This is a genomic window from Cellulomonas sp. P2_B4, assembly GCF_056404795.1.
Genome location: NZ_JBFUDI010000004.1, coordinates 120,234 through 139,842, shown reverse-complemented (window position 1 = coordinate 139,842; position 19,609 = coordinate 120,234). Strand labels below are relative to the sequence as shown.

The following is a 19,609-nucleotide window of genomic DNA, read 5'->3' as shown; positions in this document are numbered from 1 at the left end:
GATGTTCGGCAAGCAGGGGCGAGCACCGCCTGAACCACCCTCCCGACGACGGGCGGACCCGATGATCGAGATCTCGACCTCCTCGACGACGACGACACTCACCGTCGCCGGGGACCTGGACCTGGCCGAACGCGACCACTTCCCGGAGATCGCCGCGCGCGTGGTCGGTCTGCGCCACCAGCTGCTCGTCGTCGACATGTGCGAGGTCAGCTTCATGGACTCGACGGGTGCGGCGTTCCTCATCTCGCTCGCCGACGCCAACCGCAAGCGCGGCGGTGCGACCGTCCTGCGCGGCGCCGACCAGCGCGACCTGTTCGTCATCGAGATCTGCGGCGCGCTCGACCTCTTCCGGATCGACACGGAGCACAACTGCGAGAAGGGGTCGTCCGACTCGGGCTTCCGCCGCCCGGACGGCGCCGCGGCCCCCTCCTAGGCCTCCGGCAGCGACGCCGGCCGCACCTTCGCCCAGACGAGCTTGCCGCCGCGCGACTGCCGCCAGCCCCAGTCGGCCAGCCGCTCCACGATCTGCATCCCGAACCCGCCCACGCGCCCCGGGTGACCGTCGGTGGTCACGGGCGGCGTCGGGTTGGCGTCCTCGACCTCGATGCGCAGGCCGTCGCCCGTGTCGTAGAGCTGCAGCGAGACGTGGCCGTAACCGTGCAGGACAGCATTCGCGACGAGCTCCGAGACGACCAGCTCGGCATTGGCGGACTCGGGGATCCCCCACGCCTGGCAGGTGCGTACGACCGCGTGCCGGGCGCGACCGATCGATGCCGGCTCGCTGGGCAGCGACCAGCGCCGACGCCGCGGGCTGCGGGCCTGCGACGAGCTGTCCTTCGCCGACGGCACGCGCACGACCACGACCGCGACGTCGTCCTCGGGGTGGTCGGCCAGCCGCGACAGGAGCTCCTCGCCCACCCCGGCGGCGTCGAGCGCGGTGATCCCGGCGGCCACCGACGAGAGCGCCGCGAGCCCGTCGCGAAGCCCACGATCACGGCGCTCGATGAGGCCGTCGGTGTAGTAGAGCAGCACGTCGCCGGGCCGAAGCTGGGCGGAGTCGGTGGTGCGCGGCTTGCCGCCGAAGCCGATGAGCGAGCCGGCCGAGCCGTCCAGGGCGGTCACCACACCGTCGCGCACGAGCAGCGCCGGCAGATGGCCCGCGCGCGAGTACTGGACCTCCCAGAGGTCACCCGTCCTAGTGAGCGTCGACAGGACCAGCCCCGCCGGGCGCGGGACGCGCATGCCGGCCACGAGCTGATCGACCCGCTCCAGCACCGGGCCCGGGGTGGTGATGTCGAACATGTACGAGCGGACGACCGAGCGCAGCTGGCCCATCGCGGCGGCGGCCTCGACGTCGTGGCCGACGACGTCCCCGATCACGACGCCGACCACGTCCGACGACACCTGGAGCACGTCGTACCAGTCGCCGCCGACCTGGGCGTTCTCCGAGTTCGGCGCGTAGTACGTCCACACGTCCAGCCCGTCGACCTCGGCCTGCTCGGGGAGCATCGCGCGCTGCAGCGTCTCGGCCAACCGGTGCTCGCGGTCGTAGAGGCGTGCGTTGTCGACGACGAGTCCCACGCGCCGCGCGGTCAGCTCCAGGACCGTGCGCGCCTGGGGCTCGAGCCCGCGCAGGCCACCGACGACGACCACGACGAGCACCCCGAGCACGCGGCGCCGGCCGGGCACGGGAAACACGACGACGTCCCCGTCCGGGCGCGTGTGCGCGGCGTCGGCCGCGAGCGCGTCGAGCTGCTCGACGACGTGCCGCGCGAGCCAGGCCGACGCGGTGCCGACCGTGGACGAGCCGTCGACGGCCAGGTCGAACGGCCGGTCGTTCTGCCCGTCGAGCAGGAGCTGGACCGCATCGTGCTCGCGCGGCCGCAGGACGTTGCGGTGGCGGGGCGTGCGACCCGTCAGCACCTGCCCGGACACGATCCCGTCCGTCGGTCGCAGCCCGCCGTCGTCGAGGTAGAACTGCGCCCAGCCGACCACCGAGCGGCGCAGGATCGAGGCGATCTCGCGCAGCGCGTGCGGGTCGTCCACGTCCATGAGCAGGTCGGACACCTGCGCGATGAGGCCCAGGCTCCGCCGCTCCCGGCGCTCGGACTCGACGAGGGCGGCCTGCTCCGCGTCGTGCGTCAGCTGCTCGGTGAGGTCCTGGAGCGCGACGACCCAGTGCGTGAGCGTGCCGTCGGCCGCGCGCACCGGCGAGAGCACCGCCCGGCACGTCAGTCGCGACCCGTCGGCGCGGCGCAGCGTGAGCGTCTGCGAGACCGCACGTCCCGCCGCGATGGCGTCCTGGATCTCGCTGAGGTCCGGCGGCCCGAGGGCCGAGTCCTCGACGACCGCGTCCTGCCGCCGCCGGGCCTCCGCGACGCCGTACCCGGTGACCTTCTCGAACGCGTCGTTGACCCAGACGACAGGCATCCCCGGCGGGGTCGCATCCAGCAGGGCCATCGGCACCGAAGTAGCACTCAGAGCCCGATCCCGCAGGTCGGCGAGGGCCCGATCGGGTATCGGTGGCTCAGGGGGATTGACCACCACCACCTCCGATCGTCTAGCGTTCCGGACAGGCCAGTCGTCGAGAATGCGGCGTTCTGTCCGCCGCCCGACACCGAAGGAGCGCCGTGCGCGACGGTAACAGCACGATCCCCGATGGGCCCGCCGAGGCCCAGACGCCCGGGATCGTCGGCGAGCCGGGAGCGGTGCACGTCATCGTGGGTTCCGAGTCCACCCGCATCGTGCTCTCGGGCGAGGTCGACGCCGACCTCGGCGCCGAGCTGCAGGAGGCGACGGCCGAGGCCGAGCAGATCGGCCTGCCGATCGAGGTCGACGCCCACCACGTCACGTTCATGGACTCGTCGGGCGTGGCGTTCCTCGCGCGCCTGTCCATCCGCTCCCAGCACCGGGTCCGCATGATCCGGGTGCCCCCGCACGTGCGGTTCCTGCTCGACGTCACGCGGATCGGCGAGCTGCTCGACGTGGTCGAGTCCGACGACGAGGCCGACTTCCAGCCCGTCGGGGAATGACGAAGGGCCCCTCGCGGACGAGGGGCCCTTCGCACGTCAGACGCGGGGATCAGGCGCTGAGCGACTGCCCGGCCGAGCGGAGCTGGCGGCTCGCCTCGGCGATGCGGGCGGCCATGCCGGCCTCGGCCAGCTTGCCCCAGGCGCGCGGGTCGTAGGCCTTCTTGTTGCCCACCTCGCCGTCGACCTTGAGCACGCCGTCGTAGTTGCGGAAGAAGTGGTCCGCCACGGGACGGCTGAACGCGTACTGCGTGTCCGTGTCGATGTTCATCTTGATGACGCCGTTGTCGACAGCCTCGGAGATCTCGGCCTCGGTGGAGCCGGAGCCGCCGTGGAACACCAGGTCGAACGGGTTCTCGACGCCGATCGCGTCGCCGACGGCCTTCTGGATCTCGGCGAGGATCGACGGGCGCAGCTTGACCGCACCGGGCTTGTAGACGCCGTGCACGTTGCCGAACGTCAGGGCCGTCAGGTAGCGGCCCTTCTCGCCCGAGCCGAGCGCCTTGACCGTGGCCAGGCCGTCCTCGACGGTCGTGTACAGCTTGTCGTTGATCTCGGCCGTGTGGCCGTCCTCCTCGCCACCGACGACGCCGACCTCGATCTCGAGGATCGTGCGGGCGGCGACCGAGAGCTCGAGGAGCTCCTCGGCGATGACCAGGTTCTCGTCCAGCGGGACCGACGAGCCGTCCCACATGTGCGACTGGAACGTGGGGAGCTTGCCGGCCTTGACCTGCTCGATCTCGAGGGCCAGCAGCGGGCGGACCCAGGAGTCCAGGTTCTGCTTGGCGCAGTGGTCCGTGTGCAGCGCCACGGTGATCGGGTAGCCCTTGGCCACCTCGGTCGCGTAGGCCGCGAGGGCCAGCGAGCCCGAGACGCGGTCCTTGACCGTCGAGCCTGCCGCGTACTCGGCGCCGCCGACGGAGACCTGGATGATCCCGTCGGAACCGGCCTCCGCGAAGCCCTGCAGCGCAGCCGTGACGGACTGGGACGACGTGATGTTCACGGCCGGGTAGGCGAACTTGCCCGCCTTCGCCCGGTCGATCATCTCGGCGTAGACCTCGGGGGTGGCGATGGCCATCTGCAGCATCTCCTGCGAGCTAGAGGGGGGTTATCGCAGCGATTCTGGCACGATTCCCGACGCCGCCGCCGGGGCCATTGGTCCCGTGGACACCTCTGTTCGTCACACCGACGGGGGTGGACCGGCGTGCTGGGCGATCCACGCGTGCATGGCGATCGCCGCCGCGGCGCCTGCGTTGATGGAGCGCGTCGAGCCGAACTGGGCGATGTGCAGGACGTCGACGGCGGCCGCGCGGGCCTCGTCGGAGAGCCCCACCGACTCCTGCCCGAACAGCAGCACGCACTCCCGCGGCAGCGCGTAGCCCTCCAGCGGGACGGATCCGGGCAGGTTGTCGATGCCGAGCACCGGGATCCCCGACGACGAGGCCCAGGCCAGAAGGTCGTCGACCGTCGGATGGTGCCGCACGTGCTGGTAGCGGTCGGTGACCATGGCCCCGCGACGGTTCCAGCGGCGGTTGCCGACGATGTGCACCTCGGCCGCCAGGAACGCGTTGGCGGTGCGGACGACCGAGCCGATGTTGAGGTCGTGCGCCCAGTTCTCGATGGCCACGTGGAACGGGTGCCGGCGGGTGTCGAGGTCGGCGACGATCGCCTCCAGCGACCAGTACCGGTAGCGGTCGACGACGTTGCGCCGGTCCCCCTCGGCCAGCAGCACCGGGTCGAACCGGTCGTCCGACGGCCACTCCCCCGGCCACGGCCCGACCCCGACCTCCACGCGCTCCTGGTCCACGCCGCCACCGTAGACGGCGCACACGGTCCGCACAGGCCACCCACGGGGCACGCACGAGCCGCCCCGTACGCTGGGCACATGCTGACTGACGCCCTCGCCACCGCCCTGCCTGCCCTGGGCCCGGTGCACGCGTCCATCACCGACTACCTCGACGCCCAGCACCTCATCGACTCGTTCGGCAAGTGGGTGCTGCTCGGCATCATGGCCGTGATCTTCGTCGAGGTCGGCCTGCTGTTCCCGATCCTGCCCGGCGACTCCCTGCTGTTCACCGCGGGTGCGCTGGTGGCGCAGGACCAGCTCGACGTGAAGATCAGCATCTGGGCGCTGATGGGCCTGCTGATCGTCGCGGCCTACGCGGGGACGCAGACGGGGTACCTCATCGGGCGGACCGCCGGACCGAAGGTGTTCGCCAAGGAGGACTCCCGGTTCTTCAAGCAGAAGTACATCGACCAGACCTACGCCTACTTCGACAGGTACGGCGGCCGCACGCTGATCGTGGCGCAGTTCATCCCGTTCGTGCGCACGTACGCGTCGGTCGCGGCCGGCGTCGGCAAGATGAAGTACCGCCAGTTCGCCCTCTGGAACCTCATCGGCGTGGTGCTCTGGGCCGGTGGCGTGACGTTCCTCGGCTACCTGCTGGGCAACATCGGCTTCATCAAGGACAACATCGAGGCGCTGCTCGTCCTCGTGGTCTTCTTCTCGGTGCTGCCGATCATCGTCGAGGTGTGGCGCAAGCGTCGTCGGGCCAAGAAGGGGCTGGGCGTCGCCGAGGAGCGCGACGAGCGGTACGACGAGCAGGCGGAGCGCGACGCCGTCGAGAAGAAGGCCTTCGGCGCATGACGCACCACGGTCCGCGCGAGATCCGCTCCTGGCTCTCGGACATGGACGGCGTGCTCGTGCACGAGGGGACCGCGATCCCGGGTGCCGCCGAGTTCGTGCGCGCCCTGCGCGACGGCGGCCGCCCGTTCCTGGTGCTCACCAACAACTCCATCTTCACGCCGCGCGACCTGCGGGCGCGCCTGGCGAGCTCGGGGATCGACCTGCCCGAGGACGCCATCTGGACCTCGGCGCTGGCGACCGCCCAGTTCCTCACCGACCAGATGCCCGGCGGCTCGGCCTACGTGATCGGCGAGGCCGGGCTGACCACCGCGCTGTACGAGGCCGGCTACACCCTCACCGGGACGCAGCCCGACTTCGTGGTGCTGGGCGAGACGCGCACCTACTCGTTCGAGGCCATCACGCAGGCCGTCCGGCTGATCCAGGGCGGTGCGCGGTTCATCGCGACGAACCCCGACGTGACGGGCCCGAGCCGTGAGGGCGACCTGCCGGCCACGGGTGCGGTCGCGGCGATGATCTCCGCAGCGACCGGGCGGCAGCCGTACTTCGTCGGCAAGCCGAACCCGATGATGATTCGCAGCGCGCTCAACCGGATCGACGCCCACTCCGAGACCACGGTCATGGTCGGCGACCGGATGGACACCGATGTGGTCGCCGGGATCGAGGCGGGCCTGCGTACGTTCCTCGTGCTCTCGGGCTCGACCGGGGTCGCCGACATCGAGCGCTTCCCGTTCCGGCCCAGCGAGGTCGTCGACTCGGTCGCGGACCTCGTCGCCCGGATCTGAACGTTTGGTCCATTAGGTAAACCTGTCCTAACCTTCGGTCGTATCCCGCCCAAGGTTAGGACGCCCTATGTCGCTCAAGCCCGCCCGTCTGCTCGTCGTCGCTGCGGCGGCGCTCACCCTGGCGCTCTCCGGGTGCAGCTCCGACTCGACACCGTCGGACGAGAGCACCGGCACCGCCGACGCTGACACCGGCGCGTTCCCCGTCACCCTGACGGACGCCCTGGGCGAGGCGACGATCGAGGCGAAGCCGGAGCGCATCGTCACGATCGGCTGGGCGGCACAGGACGTCGTCGCCGCGCTGGGCACCGTGCCCGTCGGGACCACCGACTTCACGTGGGGCACCGTCGACAAGTATCTGCCGTGGTTCGTCGACACGGTGGACGAGCTGGGCGGCGAGCTGCCGGAGATCGTGACGTACACCGACGCCGACGAGGTCGACTTCGACCAGGTCCTGGGCCTCGAGCCGGACCTGATCCTGGCGCCGCACTCGGGCATCACGGAGAACGAGTACAAGCGTCTGTCCGACATCGCGCCGACCGTCGCGTACGCCGACGCGCCGTGGACGTCGGACTGGAAGGAGCTGACCCTCACGGTCGGCAAGGCGATGGGCCAGGAGTCGCAGGCGCAGACGCTCATCGACTCGACCGACGCCGCGATCAAGGCCCAGGCCGACCTGCACCCCGAGTTCCAGGGCGTCACGTTCACCTACGGCTGGTACCTCGCCGACGGCGCGACCGCGTTCGACTTCTACTTCCCGCAGGACCCTCGCGTGCAGGTGATCGAGCAGCTCGGGTTCGTCCCGTCGCCGCAGGTCGCGGACCTGGGCAAGGCCTCGCCCGACCAGTTCTACGGCTCGGTCAGCCTCGAGGAGCTCAGCACCGTCGAGTCCCAGTTCCACCTCGCGTGGATCGACCAGCCGGGCGACGAGGCACGGACAGTCGAGAACCCGCTCGTCGCGTCGTGGGGCCCGATCAAGGACGGCTCGTACTACTTCATGGACGACCAGGCGCTCGCGTGGGCCTCGTCCGCGCCGACCGTCCTGAGCATCCCGTGGCAGCTGGACAAGATCGTCCCGGAGATCGCGTCGCACCTGAAGACGTCGTCCTGACCCGTTGAGCACGACCACCGACACCCGCAGCAGCGCCGGCATCTCGCACGGCGCTGCTGCGCGCACCCTCGGGCTGGTGCTGGCGGTGGTCGTGCTCGCGGTCGTCTGCGTGCTGAGCATCATGATCGGCGCCAAGGCGATCTCGGTGCCCGACGTCCTGTCGGCCCTCGTCGGCAACGACGGGTCCGAGAACCACCTGATCATCTGGGAGCTGCGGATCCCGCGCACGGCCGTCGGGCTCGTCGCGGGTGCCGCCCTGGGCGTGTGCGGCGCGCTCATCCAGGCGTACACGCGCAACCCGCTGGCCGACCCCGGGATCCTCGGCGTGAACGCGGGCGCGGGGCTCGCCATCACGGTCGCGATCGCGTTCTTCGGCCTGACCTCGGCCGCCGGCTACGTGTGGTTCGCGTTCGCCGGGGCCGCCGTGGCGACGATGCTCGTCTACGTCATCGGCGCCTCGGGCCGCGGCCAGGCGACCCCCGAGAAGCTCACGCTCGCCGGTGTCGCGCTCGCCGCCGTCGCCGGGGGCATCAGCCAGATCCTCCAGCTGCGCGACCAGCAGCTGTTCGCCAACACCCTCGCCTGGAGCATCGGCAGCATCGGCGGCAGGTCGCTCGCTCTGCTCGGCACGATCGCCCCGTTCATCGTCGTCGGCCTGGTCCTCGCCCTGGTCCTGGCCCGCCAGCTCAACGCGCTCGCGCTCGGCGACGAGCTGGGTCGCTCGCTCGGTGCGAGCATCGGGCCGACCCGGATCCTGACGATCGTCGCCGTGACGCTCCTGGCCGGCGGGGCGACCGCGCTCGCCGGGCCCATCGCGTTCGTCGGGCTGATGGTCCCCCACGCGGTCCGCTGGTTCACCGGCCCCGACCAGCGCTGGATCATCCCGTACTCGATGGTCGGCGCGTCCATCCTGCTGCTCGTCTCGGACATCGTCGGCCGCGTGATCCTGCCCAGCGGCGAGCTGCGGGTCGGGCTGGTCACGGCGTTCATCGGCGCCCCGGTGCTCATCGTGCTGGCCCGGCGACGGACGGCGAGCGGGCTGTGAGCCTCGACCTCGGACGCCCGGTCGTCGTCCTGCGCCGAGGGCGGCGGTCCGCCCGCATCGACCGCCACGCGCTCGTCGTCTCCGCCGTCCTCGTCGCGGTCCTCCTGGTCCTCGGCGTCGCCAGCCTCGCGGTCGGCACCTACCACCTGAGCATCGGCGAGGTGGTGAGCGCGCTGACCGGCGGGGGCAGCCGGCGCGCGCACACGCTCGTCGTCGAGTGGCGGTTGCCTCGGTTGCTGTTCGCGATCGGCTGCGGCATCGCGCTCGCCCTGGCGGGCGCGGTCTTCCAGTCGCTGACCCGCAACCCCCTCGGCAGCCCGGACGTCATCGGGCTCGACGCCGGCTCGTACACGGGCGCGCTCTGCGTGATGCTCGTCGTCGGCAGCACGTCGTACGCCACCATCGCGCTCGGCTCGATCGTCGGCGGGCTGGTCACCGCGGCCGCGGTCTACCTGCTGGCGTACCGACGAGGCGCGCAGGGCTTCCGGCTGATCATCGTCGGCATCGCCGTCGCGGCCATGCTCAGCTCGTTCAACTACTACCTGATGACGCGCGTGAGCACCGAGGCCGCCATGCTCGTGTCCGCCTGGGGCGCCGGTTCGCTGTCCGCGCTCGGCTGGTCCCAGCTCGTCCCGTTCGCGATCGTGCTGGTCGTCCTGCTGCCGCTGCTCGCCCTGGTGAGCCGTCCGCTGGGCCAGCTCGAGCTCGGCGACGACGCCGCCCGCGCCCACGGGATCCGGGCCGAGCGCGTGCGCCTGACGGCCGTGATCCTCGGCGTCGCGTTCGCCGCCCTGGTCACCGCGGCGGCCGGTCCCATCGCGTTCATCGCGCTCGTCGCGCCCCAGATCGCCCACCGCCTGGCCCGCACGCCAGGGCCGTCGCTCGTGGTCTCGGCACTCATGGGCGCCGTCCTGCTGACGACCGCCGACTTCATCGCGCAACGGGTCGGCGTCGCCACCGGCCTGGTCACCGTCACGCTCGGCGGCCTCTACCTCATCTGGCTTCTGATCCGGGAGTACCGACGCTCATGACCACCCTCGAGGCCCACGGCCTGACGCTCGCGTACGACAAGCGCGTCATCAGCTCCGACCTGACCGCCCACGTGCCCGCGGGGTCGTTCACCGCGATCATCGGCCCCAACGCCTGCGGCAAGTCGACCCTGCTGCGCGCGATGGCCCGCCTCCTCAAGCCCCGCGACGGCTCGGTGCTCCTGGACGGCCGCGACATCGCCGAGCGCAACCCCAAAGAGCTGGCCCGCGAGCTGGGGCTGCTCCCCCAGACGTCGCTGGCGCCCGACGGCATCCGCGTCGCCGACCTCGTCGCGCGCGGCCGCTTCCCGCACCAGCGCGTGTTCGACCGCTGGTCCCCCGAGGACGAGGCCGCGGTCCTGCGGGCCATGACCGCGACCGACATCCTCGACCTCTCGGGACGGCTGGTCGATGAGCTCTCCGGCGGTCAGCGGCAGCGCGTCTGGGTCGCCATGGCCCTCGCCCAGGAGACCGGCACGCTCCTTCTCGACGAGCCGACGACCTTCCTCGACATCGCGCACCAGATCGACGTGCTGGAGCTGTTCCGGCGCATCAACGAGGCTGATGGCCGCACCCTGGTCGCCGTCCTGCACGACCTCAACCAGGCCGCCCGCTACGCGACGCACATCATCGCGATGAAGGACGGCCGGGTCGTCGCCTCGGGCGCCCCGTCCGACGTGATCACGCCCGCGATCGTCGAGGACGTCTTCGACGTCCCGTGCCGGGTCATCGAGGACCCGGAGTCGCACACCCCGCTGGTGATCCCGCTGCTGCGGCGCAGCTAGCGGACCCGTCTAGGCGCTCATGCGAACGGCCTGCCCGCACCGCGCTCGAAGGCCACGCACCCGTCGTGCTCGAACGTCACCCTTCCGTCGAGCGGCGAGTTCGCGCCCGAGCACGCACCCCAGTCGTCGCCGAGCGGGCCGTCGAGCGGGAACCAGTACCGGCATCCGCCGCACTGCTCGGCGTACCAGCGCTCGAGGTATCCAGGGTCGGAGGTGTTGCGGTGGAGCGGCAGGGTGCTCACCCAGTGCGCGTGGGCGGCGTCGACCTCGGCGCGGGCGACTCTGTCGAGTGGATCGTCGGCCATCTGTGCCCCCTCTTGCCGACGCGGACCCTACGGGGCGCCGGCCTCCCGGCCCACGGGATTCACTCGCACGGCCGCGTGCTAGCGCAGGTTGTCGATCATTGCCTGGAGCGTGGCGACCGTCCGGTCGTACTCGCCCTCCGCGAGCCCGCGCACGGTCAGCTCCCTGATCGCGCCGACCGCGAGCGCGAGCTCGTCGACGAACGAGCGGCCGGCCTCGGTCAGGGCGTAGGCTCCCTCGACGTAGCCACGCGCGACGAGCGGATCGAGGTGCTCCTGCACGGTGTCGTCGCCGAGGAAGACCGCCACCCGCTCGCTCAGGACGTCCGCCGACGCCGGACCCTCGGTGAGGGTCCGCAGCAGCTGCCACTGCCGACGGGACACGTCCCGTTCGCCGAGCACCTGCTCGAACCGCTGGTCGATGAGGCCGTCGAGCGTCCGCAGCAGCAACCCGATCGGAGCCTGGGGCTTTGCCATGACCACGTTCTAGCACTGACGCCCGCGACGCAGCAGGGTTCCCGGAGCACGATGGCCTGCTCCGTGCGGAACTGGTCCGTACGCGACCGTCAGCTCGCGCCGACGGCGCCCGCTCGCGCCGACGGCGCCCTGTGCTGCTGGCGCCGTCGCGAACAGTGGGCGCCGTCGGCTGCACGACCGCGGCTCACGCGGCGAACAGCGGTGCGACCTCGTCGAAACCCGGCCGCGCCGCGAAGCTGCCGTTCGGCAGGCTCAGAAGCTGACGGTCGGCGCCTGGCGGACCTGCGGGTCCTCGACCTCGAAGTACTCGGCGCGCTCGAAGTGGAACATGTTGGCGACGATGTTCGACGGGAACGACTCGACCTTGGTGTTCAGCGAGCGCACGTTGGCGTTGTAGAACCGGCGGCCGGCGGCGATGCGGTCCTCGGTGTTGGTCAGCTCGGCCTGCAGCTGCTGGAAGTTCTCGCTCGCGCGCAGGACCGGGTAGGCCTCGGCGACCGCGAACAGGCGACCGAGCGCCTGGGTCAGCTGGTTCTCCTGCTGCGCCTGCTCGGCCGGGCCGGACCCGGGAGCGGCGGCGGCGGCGCGTGCGCGCGCGACCTCGTCGAAGACCCCACGCTCGTGGGCCGCATAGCCCTTCACGGACTCGACGAGGTTGGGGATCAGGTCGTGGCGACGGTTCAGCTCGACGTCGATCTGGCGCCACGCCTCCTGCACCAGGTTCCGCAGCCGGACCAGGCCGTTGTACATCCCGACGGCCCAGAGCAGCAGGATGACGACGATCACGACGATGATGATCAGGACGATGAGACCAGACACGTGTTTTCCTCCGTGGATGAGGTCGGTCAGGGCAGCGTATCGGTCAGACGGTCGAGGTCAGAGGGTCGAATCCGTGGTCGAGCCACACGTGCCGCGGGACGGAACGCACGACCGCGCTGAGCAGGGCAAGCCGGGACGCGAGCCGGTCGAGGTCGGTCGAGCCCGTGGCCCAGGTCAGGATCCATGTCCCCTCGATGCGCCAGCAGGACCCGCGGGCATCGGCGCGCAGCATCCGTTCCATCAAGCGCGGGTGCACGATCGCGTGGGCCACCTGGGGGTCCGACGAGGCCACGCGGAACGCCTTGTTGAAGTCCTCGGACTCGAACTGGATGTCCTGGGCGCCGACCATCTTGGCCAGCTTGGCGCCGAGCCCGTCGGGCGTGACCTCGACGGTCGGCAGGAAGGCCGGGAGCACCACGCCGACGACGTGCGCCGTGTGCGTCGAGGCCTCCTTGCCGCTGCCCGTGGTCCACCGGTAGGTGAACGACAGCGCCGAGTGACCGTCGTACCGGCCCGCCAGCACCTCGGTGGCCTTCTTGGAGTGGCCGACGCCGAACGGCTGGGCGCGGGAGAAGTCGACGAGGGAACGGTCGCTCGACGTGAACGTCCAGCCGTTGACCTGGGCCCATCTCTGCAGCCGTTCGCGTCGCTTGACCGACGCCCACCAGCCGACGGCGACGAACCCGATCAGGCCGACGGCGAAGAGGACGAACAGCACCCCGACGCCCATGCGTGCGTCCTTCCTCAGGCCAGGCCGAGGTCGGACAGGCTGAACAGGTAGTGGTACGGCACGCCGAGCGCCTCGATCTTGGCCTGCGCCCCGGTGGCCCGGTCGACGATCACCGCGACGCCCCGCACGTCCGCGCCGACCGCCCGCGCGGCCTCGACGGCCTGGATCGGCGACCCGCCCGTGGTCGAGGTGTCCTCGAGGACGACCACGCGCCGGCCCGCGATGTCGGGGCCCTCGATCTGCCGCTGCATGCCGTGCGCCTTGGCCTCCTTGCGCACGACGAACGCGTCGAGCTCCTGGCCGCGCGACGCAGCCGCGTGCAGCAGCGAGGTCGCGACGGGGTCGGCACCGAGCGTGAGCCCGCCGACGGCATCGATCTCGGCGGTGCCGAGGCCGACCTCCTCGAGCAGGTCGAGCATCAGGTGCCCGATCAGCGGCGCGGCCGCGTGGTGCAGCGTCACGCGGCGCAGGTCCACGTAGTAGTCGGCCTCGCGGCCCGACGAGAGCGTGACCTTCCCGTGCACGACGGCGAGGTCCTTGATCAGTTCGAGCAGCTGCTCGCGAGGCGTGGAGGTCACGGCGGTCAGGCTACCGGTGGACGCGCCGGCTCAGGCGCCCTCGATGGCCTTGCGGTAGCGCCCGAACCGGCGGATCGCGAACCGCGGGCTCATCCGGGCTGCCGCCGACGCCATGCGGTACCGGACGCTCGGCGTGGAGATCACGACCCCGCGGCGGACGTCGGAAAGCCCCTTGGCGACCACGTCCTCGGCGTTCAGCCACGCGATCTCCGGGTACGCGGACACGTCGATGGCGCCGCGCGCGTGGAACTCGGTGTGCACGAACCCGGGGCACAGGGCGGTCGCGGTGACGCCGGTGCCGTCGAGCTCGACGGCCAGCCCCTCGGTGAACGAGCGCACCCAGGCCTTGTGCGCGGAGTAGGTGCCGGACGCGAGCAGGGCGGCGACCGAGGCGATGTTGAGGATCGCCCCGCGCCCGCGCGCCACCATCGCCCCGGCGGCGGCGTGCGACAGCACGAGCACCGCGGAGACCATGACCGCGAGCGCCGCCTCCTCACGCGCGAGGTCACCGCCGACGAACCGCTGGTTCAGCCCGAGGCCCGCGTTGTTCACCAGCAGGCCGACGGGCTTCTCGTCGGAACGCAGCCGCTCGGCGACGCGCTCGACGTCCTCCCGGACCGAGAGGTCGGCGACGAGCACCTCGGCGCGGATGCCCGCGGCCGCCTCCAGCTGTCCGGCCAGGCGCTGCAGACGTTCCTCGTCGCGGGCCACCAGGACGACGTCGTGCTTGGCGGTGGCCAGCTGCCAGGCGAACTCGAGGCCGAGCCCCGCGGACGCGCCGGTGATCAGTGCGGTTCCCATGGGCACCACCCTACGGAGCGGTCCGGAGACCCGCGTTCTGTGGACGGCACGGGCCGGGTTGTCGGCGCGGGAACGTAGGGTGTGCGCGTGACGGAGGCGTGGGATGGCGGCGGGGAATGGCCGCTCGACGACGAACCACCGTTCGACCCGTTCTACGACGCCCCACCGCCGGACCTCGAGGAGCCGTACGTCCCCGGGCCCGAGCCGCGCGGGGCGGGCGGTTCGCCCTCTCCTCGTCGCGACCGTCCCGCGCCTCCCCCGCGCCCCGACATCCCGCGAGCCGTCGCGCAGGTGCTCTCGCCCGAGGAGGCCGTCGCCGCGGCTGCGACCGTGCTGCACGACGTCTGGGGGTACGACGACTTCCGCGGCGAGCAGGCGGACATCGTCGAGACCGTCATCCGGGGCGGCGACGCGCTCGTCCTGATGCCCACGGGCGGCGGCAAGTCGCTGTGCTACCAGGTGCCGTCGCTGGTCCGCGAGGGCACCGGCGTCGTCATCTCGCCGCTCATCGCCCTGATGCAGGACCAGGTGGACGCCCTGTCCGCGCTCGGGGTGCGCGCGGGCTTCCTCAACTCCACGCAGCAGTCGTTCGAGCGGCGGAAGGTCGAGGACGCTTACCTCGCCGGCGAGCTGGACCTGCTCTACCTCGCGCCCGAGCGGCTGCGCGTGCGCGAGACCGTCGAGCTGCTGGACCGCGGCACGGTCGCCCTGTTCGCCATCGACGAGGCGCACTGCGTGTCTCAGTGGGGCCACGACTTCCGGCCGGACTACCTGCAGCTGTCGATGCTGCACGAGCGCTGGCCCGAGGTCCCGCGGATCGCGCTGACTGCCACGGCGACCGACCAGACGCACGCCGAGATCGCGCAGCGGCTGCAGCTCGGGGACGCCCGGCACTTCGTCGCGAGCTTCGACCGGCCCAACATCCAGTACCGGATCGCGCCCAAGGACAAGCCGCGCGACCAGCTGCTCAACCTCCTGCGCACCCAGCACGAGGGCGATGCGGGCATCGTCTACTGTCTGTCGAGGAACTCGGTCGAGCAGACCGCCCAGTTCCTCGTCGAGCGAGGCGTGACCGCCCTGCCGTACCACGCGGGCCTCGACCGGCAGGTGCGCGCGCGCAACCAGTCGCGGTTCCTGCGCGAGGACGGCGTCGTGATGGTCGCGACGATCGCGTTCGGCATGGGGATCGACAAGCCGGACGTGCGGTTCGTCGCGCACCTCGACCTGCCCAAGTCCGTCGAGGGCTATTACCAGGAGACCGGCCGCGCCGGACGCGACGGGCTGCCGTCGACCGCCTGGCTCGCCTACGGGCTGGCGGACGTGGTCCAGCAGCGCCGGATGATCGACACCTCCGAGGGCGATGCCGCGCACAAGCGCCGGCTGACGGCACACCTGGACGCGATGCTCGCGCTGTGCGAGACCGTCGAGTGCCGTCGCGTGCAGCTGCTCAACTACTTCGGGCAGGCCTCCCAGCCGTGCGGCAACTGCGACACGTGCCTGACCCCGCCGGAGTCGTGGGACGGGACCGTCGCCGCGCAGAAGCTGCTGTCGACCGTGGTCCGCCTGGAGCAGCGCAACCAGCGGTACGGCGCAGGCCACTTGATCGACATCCTGCGCGGCAAGGTGACGCCGCGGATCACATCGCTCGGCCACGAGTCGCTGAGCACGTTCGGTCTGGGCGCGGACGTGTCGGAGGCCGAGTGGCGCGGCGTGGTCCGCCAGCTGCTCGCGCTCGAGCTGCTGGGCGTCGACTCCGACGGCTACGGCACCATCCGGCTCGCGCCCGAGAGCGCGTCCGTGCTGCGGGGCGAGCGCGAGGTGCGGCTGCGTCGCGAGACGGAGAAGATCGTGCGTTCACGCGGCACGCGCGGCAAGGCCGCGGCTACCGCAGACCTGTCCGACGAGGGTGTCGCCGTGTTCGAGGCCCTGCGGGCGTGGCGCGCGGTCGTCGCGAAGGAGCAGGGCGTGCCTGCCTACGTGGTGTTCCACGACGCGACGCTGCGCGAGGTGGTTTCCCAGCGACCGACGTCGTTGGAGGCACTGGGCACCATCAGCGGGATCGGCGCCGCCAAACTCGAGCGGCACGGACCGGGACTGCTCGCGGTGCTGGCCGAGGTGGCCGCACCCGCCTAGAACGTCAGCGCTGGTCCTCGTCGTCGTGCCGGACCCGCACAGGAACGCGCTGCGGCCTGGTGAGCACCGCGCCGGCTGCGACAAGAACGGCGCCGATCGCGCCGGAGACCACGAGGACATCGACTGGACTCATGCCTCGACCATAACCCCGCTCCCTGAGGGCCCGGCAAGCCGTTCGCTCAGGGCGTTCCGCGCTCGAACGACCGCCGCTGCAGCTCCTTGACCTCGTCCTCGAGGCTCGGTTCCGGCCCGTCGACGACGAGTCCCGGTGCGATGGCCTGGATCGGCAGCGCAGCGACGGGGCTCGGCTGGCCGCCCCACGACGCCCGCCACCCGCTGATCTGCTCGGACGACGCCGCGTACGCGATGCGCCCGAGGCCGACCCACGCGTGCGCGGCCGAGCACATCGGGCAGTGCTCGCCGGACGTGTAGACGGTCGCTGTCGCGCGCTCGTCGGGGGTCAGGTTGTCGGCGGCCCAGCGGGCGATCTCGAACTCCGGGTGGCGGGTCTGGTCGCCGTCCTTCGTGCGGTTGCGGTCCTCGAACCGGACGACCCCGTCCGCGTCGACGAGCACGCTGCCGAACGGCTCGTCCCCGTCGAGGAGCGCCTCCCGCGCGAGGACGACGGCGCGGGCGAGATGGGCACGATCGATGTCGTCGAGACTCATGGAGCCGTTCTACCGTGCCGGCGCCCACTGCGCGGAGCGCCGGGCACGGTGAATCGGTCCGCTACCGCTTTCCGGTGCCGTCGACGGCCAGCGGCTCGATCGCGGCGATCTCGTCGGCGGTCAGCGCCGGGGCCGACAGCGCGGCGACGTTGTCCTCGAGCTGCTTGGGCGACGAGGCGCCGATGAGCGCGGACGTGATGCGGTCGTCGCGCAGGACCCACGACAGCGCGAGCTGCGCCAGTGTCTGGCCGCGGCCGAGCGCGATCTCGTTCAGCGCGTTCGCGCGCGAGAGGTACGTCTCGGACAGCTGGGTCGGCTTGAGGAAGTGCCCGACGGCCGCGCGGGAGTCGGCCGGAACGTCACCGGAGAGGTAGCGGTCGGTGAGCATGCCCTGCGCGAGCGGAGAGAAGACGATCGTCCCGATGCCGAGGTCGCCGACGACGTCGAGAAGGTTCTCGGCCTGCCCGTCGGCGACCTGCTCGACGTGCCGGTTGAACATCGAGTACGACGGCTGGTGGATGAGCAGCGGCGTGCCGAGGTCCTTGAGGATCTGGTGCGCGGCCCGCGTGTCCGACGGCGAGTAGTTCGAGATGCCCGCGTACAGCGCCCGACCGCTGGTCACCGCTGTGTGCAGCGCGCCCATCGTCTCCTCGAGCGGCACCGAGGGGTCGGGCCGGTGGGAGTAGAAGATGTCGACGTAGTCCAGGCCGAGGCGCGCGAGCGACTGGTCCAGCGACGAGAGCAGGTACTTGCGCGAGCCGCCGTCGCCGTAGGGACCGGGCCACATGTCGTAGCCGGCCTTGGAGGAGATGACGAGCTCGTCGCGGTACGGGCGCAGGTCCTGCGCGAACAGCCGCCCGAAATTCTCCTCGGCGGAGCCGTACGGCGGGCCGTAGTTGTTGGCCAGGTCGAAGTGCGTGACGCCGAGGTCGAACGCACGACGCAGCACCGCCCGCTGCGTCTCGAGCGGGGTCGTGTCACCGAAGTTGTGCCACAGACCCAGCGACAGTCCCGGCAGCGACAGGCCGCTACGGCCGGTCCTGCGGTAGGTCATCGCGTCGTAGCGGGAATCGGCAGCCTGGTACATGGGGTCCTCTCGAATGGGCGAACGGAACACGCTAACCCGGCGGTGCGACAATTCGGCCCGTGCTGCACATCGTCTTCTTCGAGCCGCGGATCCCCGGCAACACCGGCGCCGCGATCCGCCTCTCGGCCGGGACCGGCGCCGCCCTCCACCTGGTCGAGCCGCTCGGCTTCGACCTCTCGGAGGCCAAGCTGAGACGCGCTGGCCTGGACTACCACGACCTCGCGCACGTCGTCGTCCATCCGTCCCTGGACGCGCTCTGGGGGGCATTGCCGACGAACGACGTCTACGCCTTCACCACGCAGGCCACCCGCTTCCACACCGACGTGCGGTACACGCCCGACGACGTCCTGCTGTTCGGCCCTGAGCCCACCGGGCTCCCCGACGAGGTCCTGTCCGACCCCCGCGTCACCGACCAGCTGCGCATCCCGATGGTGCCGGGCCGTCGGTCGATGAACCTCTCCAACGCCGCGTCGGTCGGGATCTACGAGGCGTGGCGTCAGCTCGGCTTCCCGGGCGGCGCCTGAAGCGCGGCGCGCGACTCCTTGGCGAGCCGCAGTCGGGCCTGAGCGGCGCGGAAGAGCTCGTCGGGGTGCGCCGACCCTGGTGCCGAGCAGACGACCGCTGCGTGCAGGGCCGGCCACCCTTCGGCGGTGATCCCCGCGGGCGGCTCGGAGGCCACGGCAAGCACGGTCCGACGAAGGTCGTCGGCGAGCCGGACGGCGTGCTCCTGCGACGCGGCCGCGGGCATGGTGGCGAGCACCGCGAACTCGTCGCCGGCCGTGCGGGCGACCTCGCACCCGGCAGGGACACCGCTGCGCAGCCGCGCCGCGAGCGCCGTCAGCACGACGTCCCCGAACTGCTGGCCGTGAGCCGCGTTCAGCCGGGCGAATCCCGCGACGTCGAGCAGCAGGACGACGACGCGGGACGACGAGCCCAGGGTCGACGCGCACCGAAGGCCCAGCGCGTGCACGAACATCGAGCGGTGCGGCAGACCGGTGAGCGCATCGTGCAGCGACCGGACCGCGAGGAGCGTCGACAGCGACCGCACGAGGTCTGCGGTCGACACGATCCGCCAGACGTCGTCGGCCACCAGGACGTCGTCGTAGCGACGGTCGTCGTAGCGCGCCATCGCGCGGACGGCGACCTCCGAGACGGGGGCGGCAGGCTCGACGACCATCGGAGCCCAGTCGGCGATCTCGGACGTCTCGCGACGCGCGTAGACCGCCCGCCCGAAGCCGAGCCGGCCCGTCATCGCGGCCGTGAACCGGGGTCGGGTGACCAGCCCGACCCGGTGAGGATCGGTGAGGTCCCGGACCGCCACGCTCGCCACGTGCGCGGACCGGAAGACGACCTCGAGCTGCGCGACCGGCAGCGTCGCGTCGACGACCTCGACGGGGTGCGCCAGGTCGGCGATCGTCGTGGCCGCGGCCGACCGGTAGTCGCCGACCGCAGCGGAGAGGCGTTGGGTCAGCACGGTCAGCTCGGAATCCACCAGAGGAGTATCGATGCAGGTCAGCGGGCAATTCGGGCATCGGCCGGAGCGTTCGCCCAGGATTTCACCGAGCATTCACGAACGGGTCCGGGCACTCA

Annotated in this window: 23 protein-coding genes; 10 read left to right on the top strand and 13 right to left on the bottom strand. The window is 71.5% G+C overall.

Annotation, left to right across the window (positions count from 1 at the left end; translation table 11 throughout):
* Nucleotides 1-61 precede the first annotated feature (61 nt).
* Nucleotides 62-433, top strand: coding sequence for an STAS domain-containing protein (locus AC1DZC_RS08525; RefSeq protein WP_477038400.1), 372 nt, complete (start codon nt 62-64; stop codon nt 431-433).
* On the opposite strand, the gene AC1DZC_RS08520 is transcribed toward AC1DZC_RS08525, so the two are convergent.
* Nucleotides 430-2,460, bottom strand: coding sequence for a SpoIIE family protein phosphatase (locus tag AC1DZC_RS08520; protein WP_477042946.1), 2,031 nt, complete (start codon nt 2,458-2,460; stop codon nt 430-432). The two genes, AC1DZC_RS08525 and AC1DZC_RS08520, sit on opposite strands and share 4 nt — an antisense overlap.
* A 170-nt stretch (nt 2,461-2,630) precedes the next feature.
* Here AC1DZC_RS08520 and AC1DZC_RS08515 point away from each other — a divergent pair, with 170 nt between their 5' ends.
* Complete coding sequence (locus tag AC1DZC_RS08515; RefSeq protein ID WP_477038402.1) at nt 2,631-3,032, top strand: STAS domain-containing protein; 402 nt, start codon at nt 2,631-2,633, stop codon at nt 3,030-3,032.
* 49 nt (nt 3,033-3,081) lie between these two features.
* Here the strand turns inward: AC1DZC_RS08515 and fbaA are convergent, their stop codons facing one another.
* Together fbaA and AC1DZC_RS08505 are read right to left on the bottom strand one after the other, a co-directional pair.
* Nucleotides 3,082-4,116 (bottom strand): class II fructose-bisphosphate aldolase, encoded by a 1,035-nt coding sequence (gene fbaA, locus AC1DZC_RS08510; RefSeq protein WP_477042945.1) that lies wholly within the window; start codon nt 4,114-4,116, stop codon nt 3,082-3,084.
* Between the two features lie 93 nt (nt 4,117-4,209).
* Nucleotides 4,210-4,836 (bottom strand): TrmH family RNA methyltransferase, encoded by a 627-nt coding sequence (locus tag AC1DZC_RS08505; protein WP_477042944.1) that lies wholly within the window; start codon nt 4,834-4,836, stop codon nt 4,210-4,212.
* Nucleotides 4,837-4,914: 78 nt separating this feature from the next.
* On the opposite strand from AC1DZC_RS08505, the gene AC1DZC_RS08500 reads away from it, so the two are divergent.
* From AC1DZC_RS08500 to AC1DZC_RS08475, 6 genes are all read left to right on the top strand, one after another.
* On the top strand, nt 4,915-5,676 hold the full coding sequence (locus AC1DZC_RS08500; protein ID WP_477038405.1) for a VTT domain-containing protein: 762 nt from the start codon (nt 4,915-4,917) through the stop codon (nt 5,674-5,676).
* Nucleotides 5,673-6,458 carry an HAD-IIA family hydrolase gene (locus tag AC1DZC_RS08495; RefSeq protein ID WP_477042943.1) on the top strand — a complete coding sequence of 262 codons (786 nt, stop codon included), beginning with the start codon at nt 5,673-5,675 and terminating at the stop codon, nt 6,456-6,458. The genes AC1DZC_RS08500 and AC1DZC_RS08495 overlap by 4 nt, the downstream gene beginning before the upstream one ends.
* Before the next feature lie 67 nt (nt 6,459-6,525).
* Nucleotides 6,526-7,566, top strand: coding sequence for an ABC transporter substrate-binding protein (locus tag AC1DZC_RS08490; RefSeq protein ID WP_477042942.1), 1,041 nt, complete (start codon nt 6,526-6,528; stop codon nt 7,564-7,566).
* Between the two features lie 4 nt (nt 7,567-7,570).
* Nucleotides 7,571-8,611 (top strand): FecCD family ABC transporter permease, encoded by a 1,041-nt coding sequence (locus AC1DZC_RS08485; RefSeq protein ID WP_477042941.1) that lies wholly within the window; start codon nt 7,571-7,573, stop codon nt 8,609-8,611.
* Nucleotides 8,608-9,642: a FecCD family ABC transporter permease gene (locus tag AC1DZC_RS08480; protein WP_477042940.1), complete on the top strand. Its 1,035-nt coding sequence runs from the start codon at nt 8,608-8,610 to the stop codon at nt 9,640-9,642. Before AC1DZC_RS08485 ends, AC1DZC_RS08480 begins: the two co-directional genes overlap by 4 nt.
* Nucleotides 9,639-10,424 carry an ABC transporter ATP-binding protein gene (locus AC1DZC_RS08475; RefSeq protein ID WP_477038410.1) on the top strand — a complete coding sequence of 262 codons (786 nt, stop codon included), beginning with the start codon at nt 9,639-9,641 and terminating at the stop codon, nt 10,422-10,424. The genes AC1DZC_RS08480 and AC1DZC_RS08475 overlap by 4 nt, the downstream gene beginning before the upstream one ends.
* Before the next feature lie 17 nt (nt 10,425-10,441).
* Here AC1DZC_RS08475 and AC1DZC_RS08470 read toward each other — a convergent pair whose 3' ends face one another.
* The 6 genes from AC1DZC_RS08470 to AC1DZC_RS08445 form a co-directional block, all read right to left on the bottom strand.
* The gene (locus AC1DZC_RS08470) at nt 10,442-10,729 is read right to left on the bottom strand and encodes a DUF3027 domain-containing protein (protein WP_477042939.1); all 288 of its coding nucleotides are present in this window, start codon (nt 10,727-10,729) and stop codon (nt 10,442-10,444) included.
* Between the two features lie 78 nt (nt 10,730-10,807).
* Nucleotides 10,808-11,203, bottom strand: coding sequence for a MarR family winged helix-turn-helix transcriptional regulator (locus tag AC1DZC_RS08465; RefSeq protein WP_477042938.1), 396 nt, complete (start codon nt 11,201-11,203; stop codon nt 10,808-10,810).
* A gap of 252 nt (nt 11,204-11,455) precedes the next feature.
* Nucleotides 11,456-12,022, bottom strand: a complete 567-nt coding sequence (locus AC1DZC_RS08460) for a LemA family protein (protein WP_477038413.1) — start codon at nt 12,020-12,022, stop codon at nt 11,456-11,458.
* A 43-nt stretch (nt 12,023-12,065) separates the two neighbouring features.
* A complete protein-coding gene (locus AC1DZC_RS08455; RefSeq protein WP_477042937.1) occupies nt 12,066-12,752 on the bottom strand; it encodes a DUF3137 domain-containing protein in 687 nt (228 codons plus the stop codon).
* A gap of 14 nt (nt 12,753-12,766) precedes the next feature.
* The gene (gene pyrE, locus AC1DZC_RS08450; RefSeq protein WP_477042936.1) at nt 12,767-13,330 is read right to left on the bottom strand and encodes an orotate phosphoribosyltransferase; all 564 of its coding nucleotides are present in this window, start codon (nt 13,328-13,330) and stop codon (nt 12,767-12,769) included.
* Between the two features lie 30 nt (nt 13,331-13,360).
* Nucleotides 13,361-14,131 carry an SDR family NAD(P)-dependent oxidoreductase gene (locus AC1DZC_RS08445; RefSeq protein ID WP_477038416.1) on the bottom strand — a complete coding sequence of 257 codons (771 nt, stop codon included), beginning with the start codon at nt 14,129-14,131 and terminating at the stop codon, nt 13,361-13,363.
* A gap of 87 nt (nt 14,132-14,218) precedes the next feature.
* On the opposite strand from AC1DZC_RS08445, the gene recQ reads away from it, so the two are divergent.
* Entirely contained in the window at nt 14,219-16,264 is a 2,046-nt protein-coding gene (gene recQ / locus AC1DZC_RS08440; RefSeq protein ID WP_477042935.1) for a DNA helicase RecQ, read from the top strand.
* 4 nt (nt 16,265-16,268) lie between these two features.
* Here recQ and AC1DZC_RS08435 read toward each other — a convergent pair whose 3' ends face one another.
* From AC1DZC_RS08435 to AC1DZC_RS08425, 3 genes are all read right to left on the bottom strand, one after another.
* The gene (locus tag AC1DZC_RS08435) at nt 16,269-16,397 is read right to left on the bottom strand and encodes a hypothetical protein (protein WP_477038418.1); all 129 of its coding nucleotides are present in this window, start codon (nt 16,395-16,397) and stop codon (nt 16,269-16,271) included.
* A gap of 46 nt (nt 16,398-16,443) precedes the next feature.
* Nucleotides 16,444-16,932, bottom strand: a complete 489-nt coding sequence (locus AC1DZC_RS08430) for a nucleoside deaminase (protein WP_477038419.1) — start codon at nt 16,930-16,932, stop codon at nt 16,444-16,446.
* A gap of 61 nt (nt 16,933-16,993) precedes the next feature.
* Nucleotides 16,994-18,019, bottom strand: coding sequence for an aldo/keto reductase (locus AC1DZC_RS08425; RefSeq protein ID WP_477042934.1), 1,026 nt, complete (start codon nt 18,017-18,019; stop codon nt 16,994-16,996).
* Nucleotides 18,020-18,078: 59 nt separating this feature from the next.
* Between AC1DZC_RS08425 and AC1DZC_RS08420 the strand changes: the two genes are divergently transcribed.
* Nucleotides 18,079-18,543, top strand: a complete 465-nt coding sequence (locus AC1DZC_RS08420; protein WP_477042933.1) for a tRNA (cytidine(34)-2'-O)-methyltransferase — start codon at nt 18,079-18,081, stop codon at nt 18,541-18,543.
* Here the strand turns inward: AC1DZC_RS08420 and AC1DZC_RS08415 are convergent.
* Nucleotides 18,516-19,511 carry a GGDEF domain-containing protein gene (locus AC1DZC_RS08415; RefSeq protein WP_477038422.1) on the bottom strand — a complete coding sequence of 332 codons (996 nt, stop codon included), beginning with the start codon at nt 19,509-19,511 and terminating at the stop codon, nt 18,516-18,518. The genes AC1DZC_RS08420 and AC1DZC_RS08415 overlap by 28 nt on opposite strands.
* Nucleotides 19,512-19,609 lie beyond the last annotated feature (98 nt).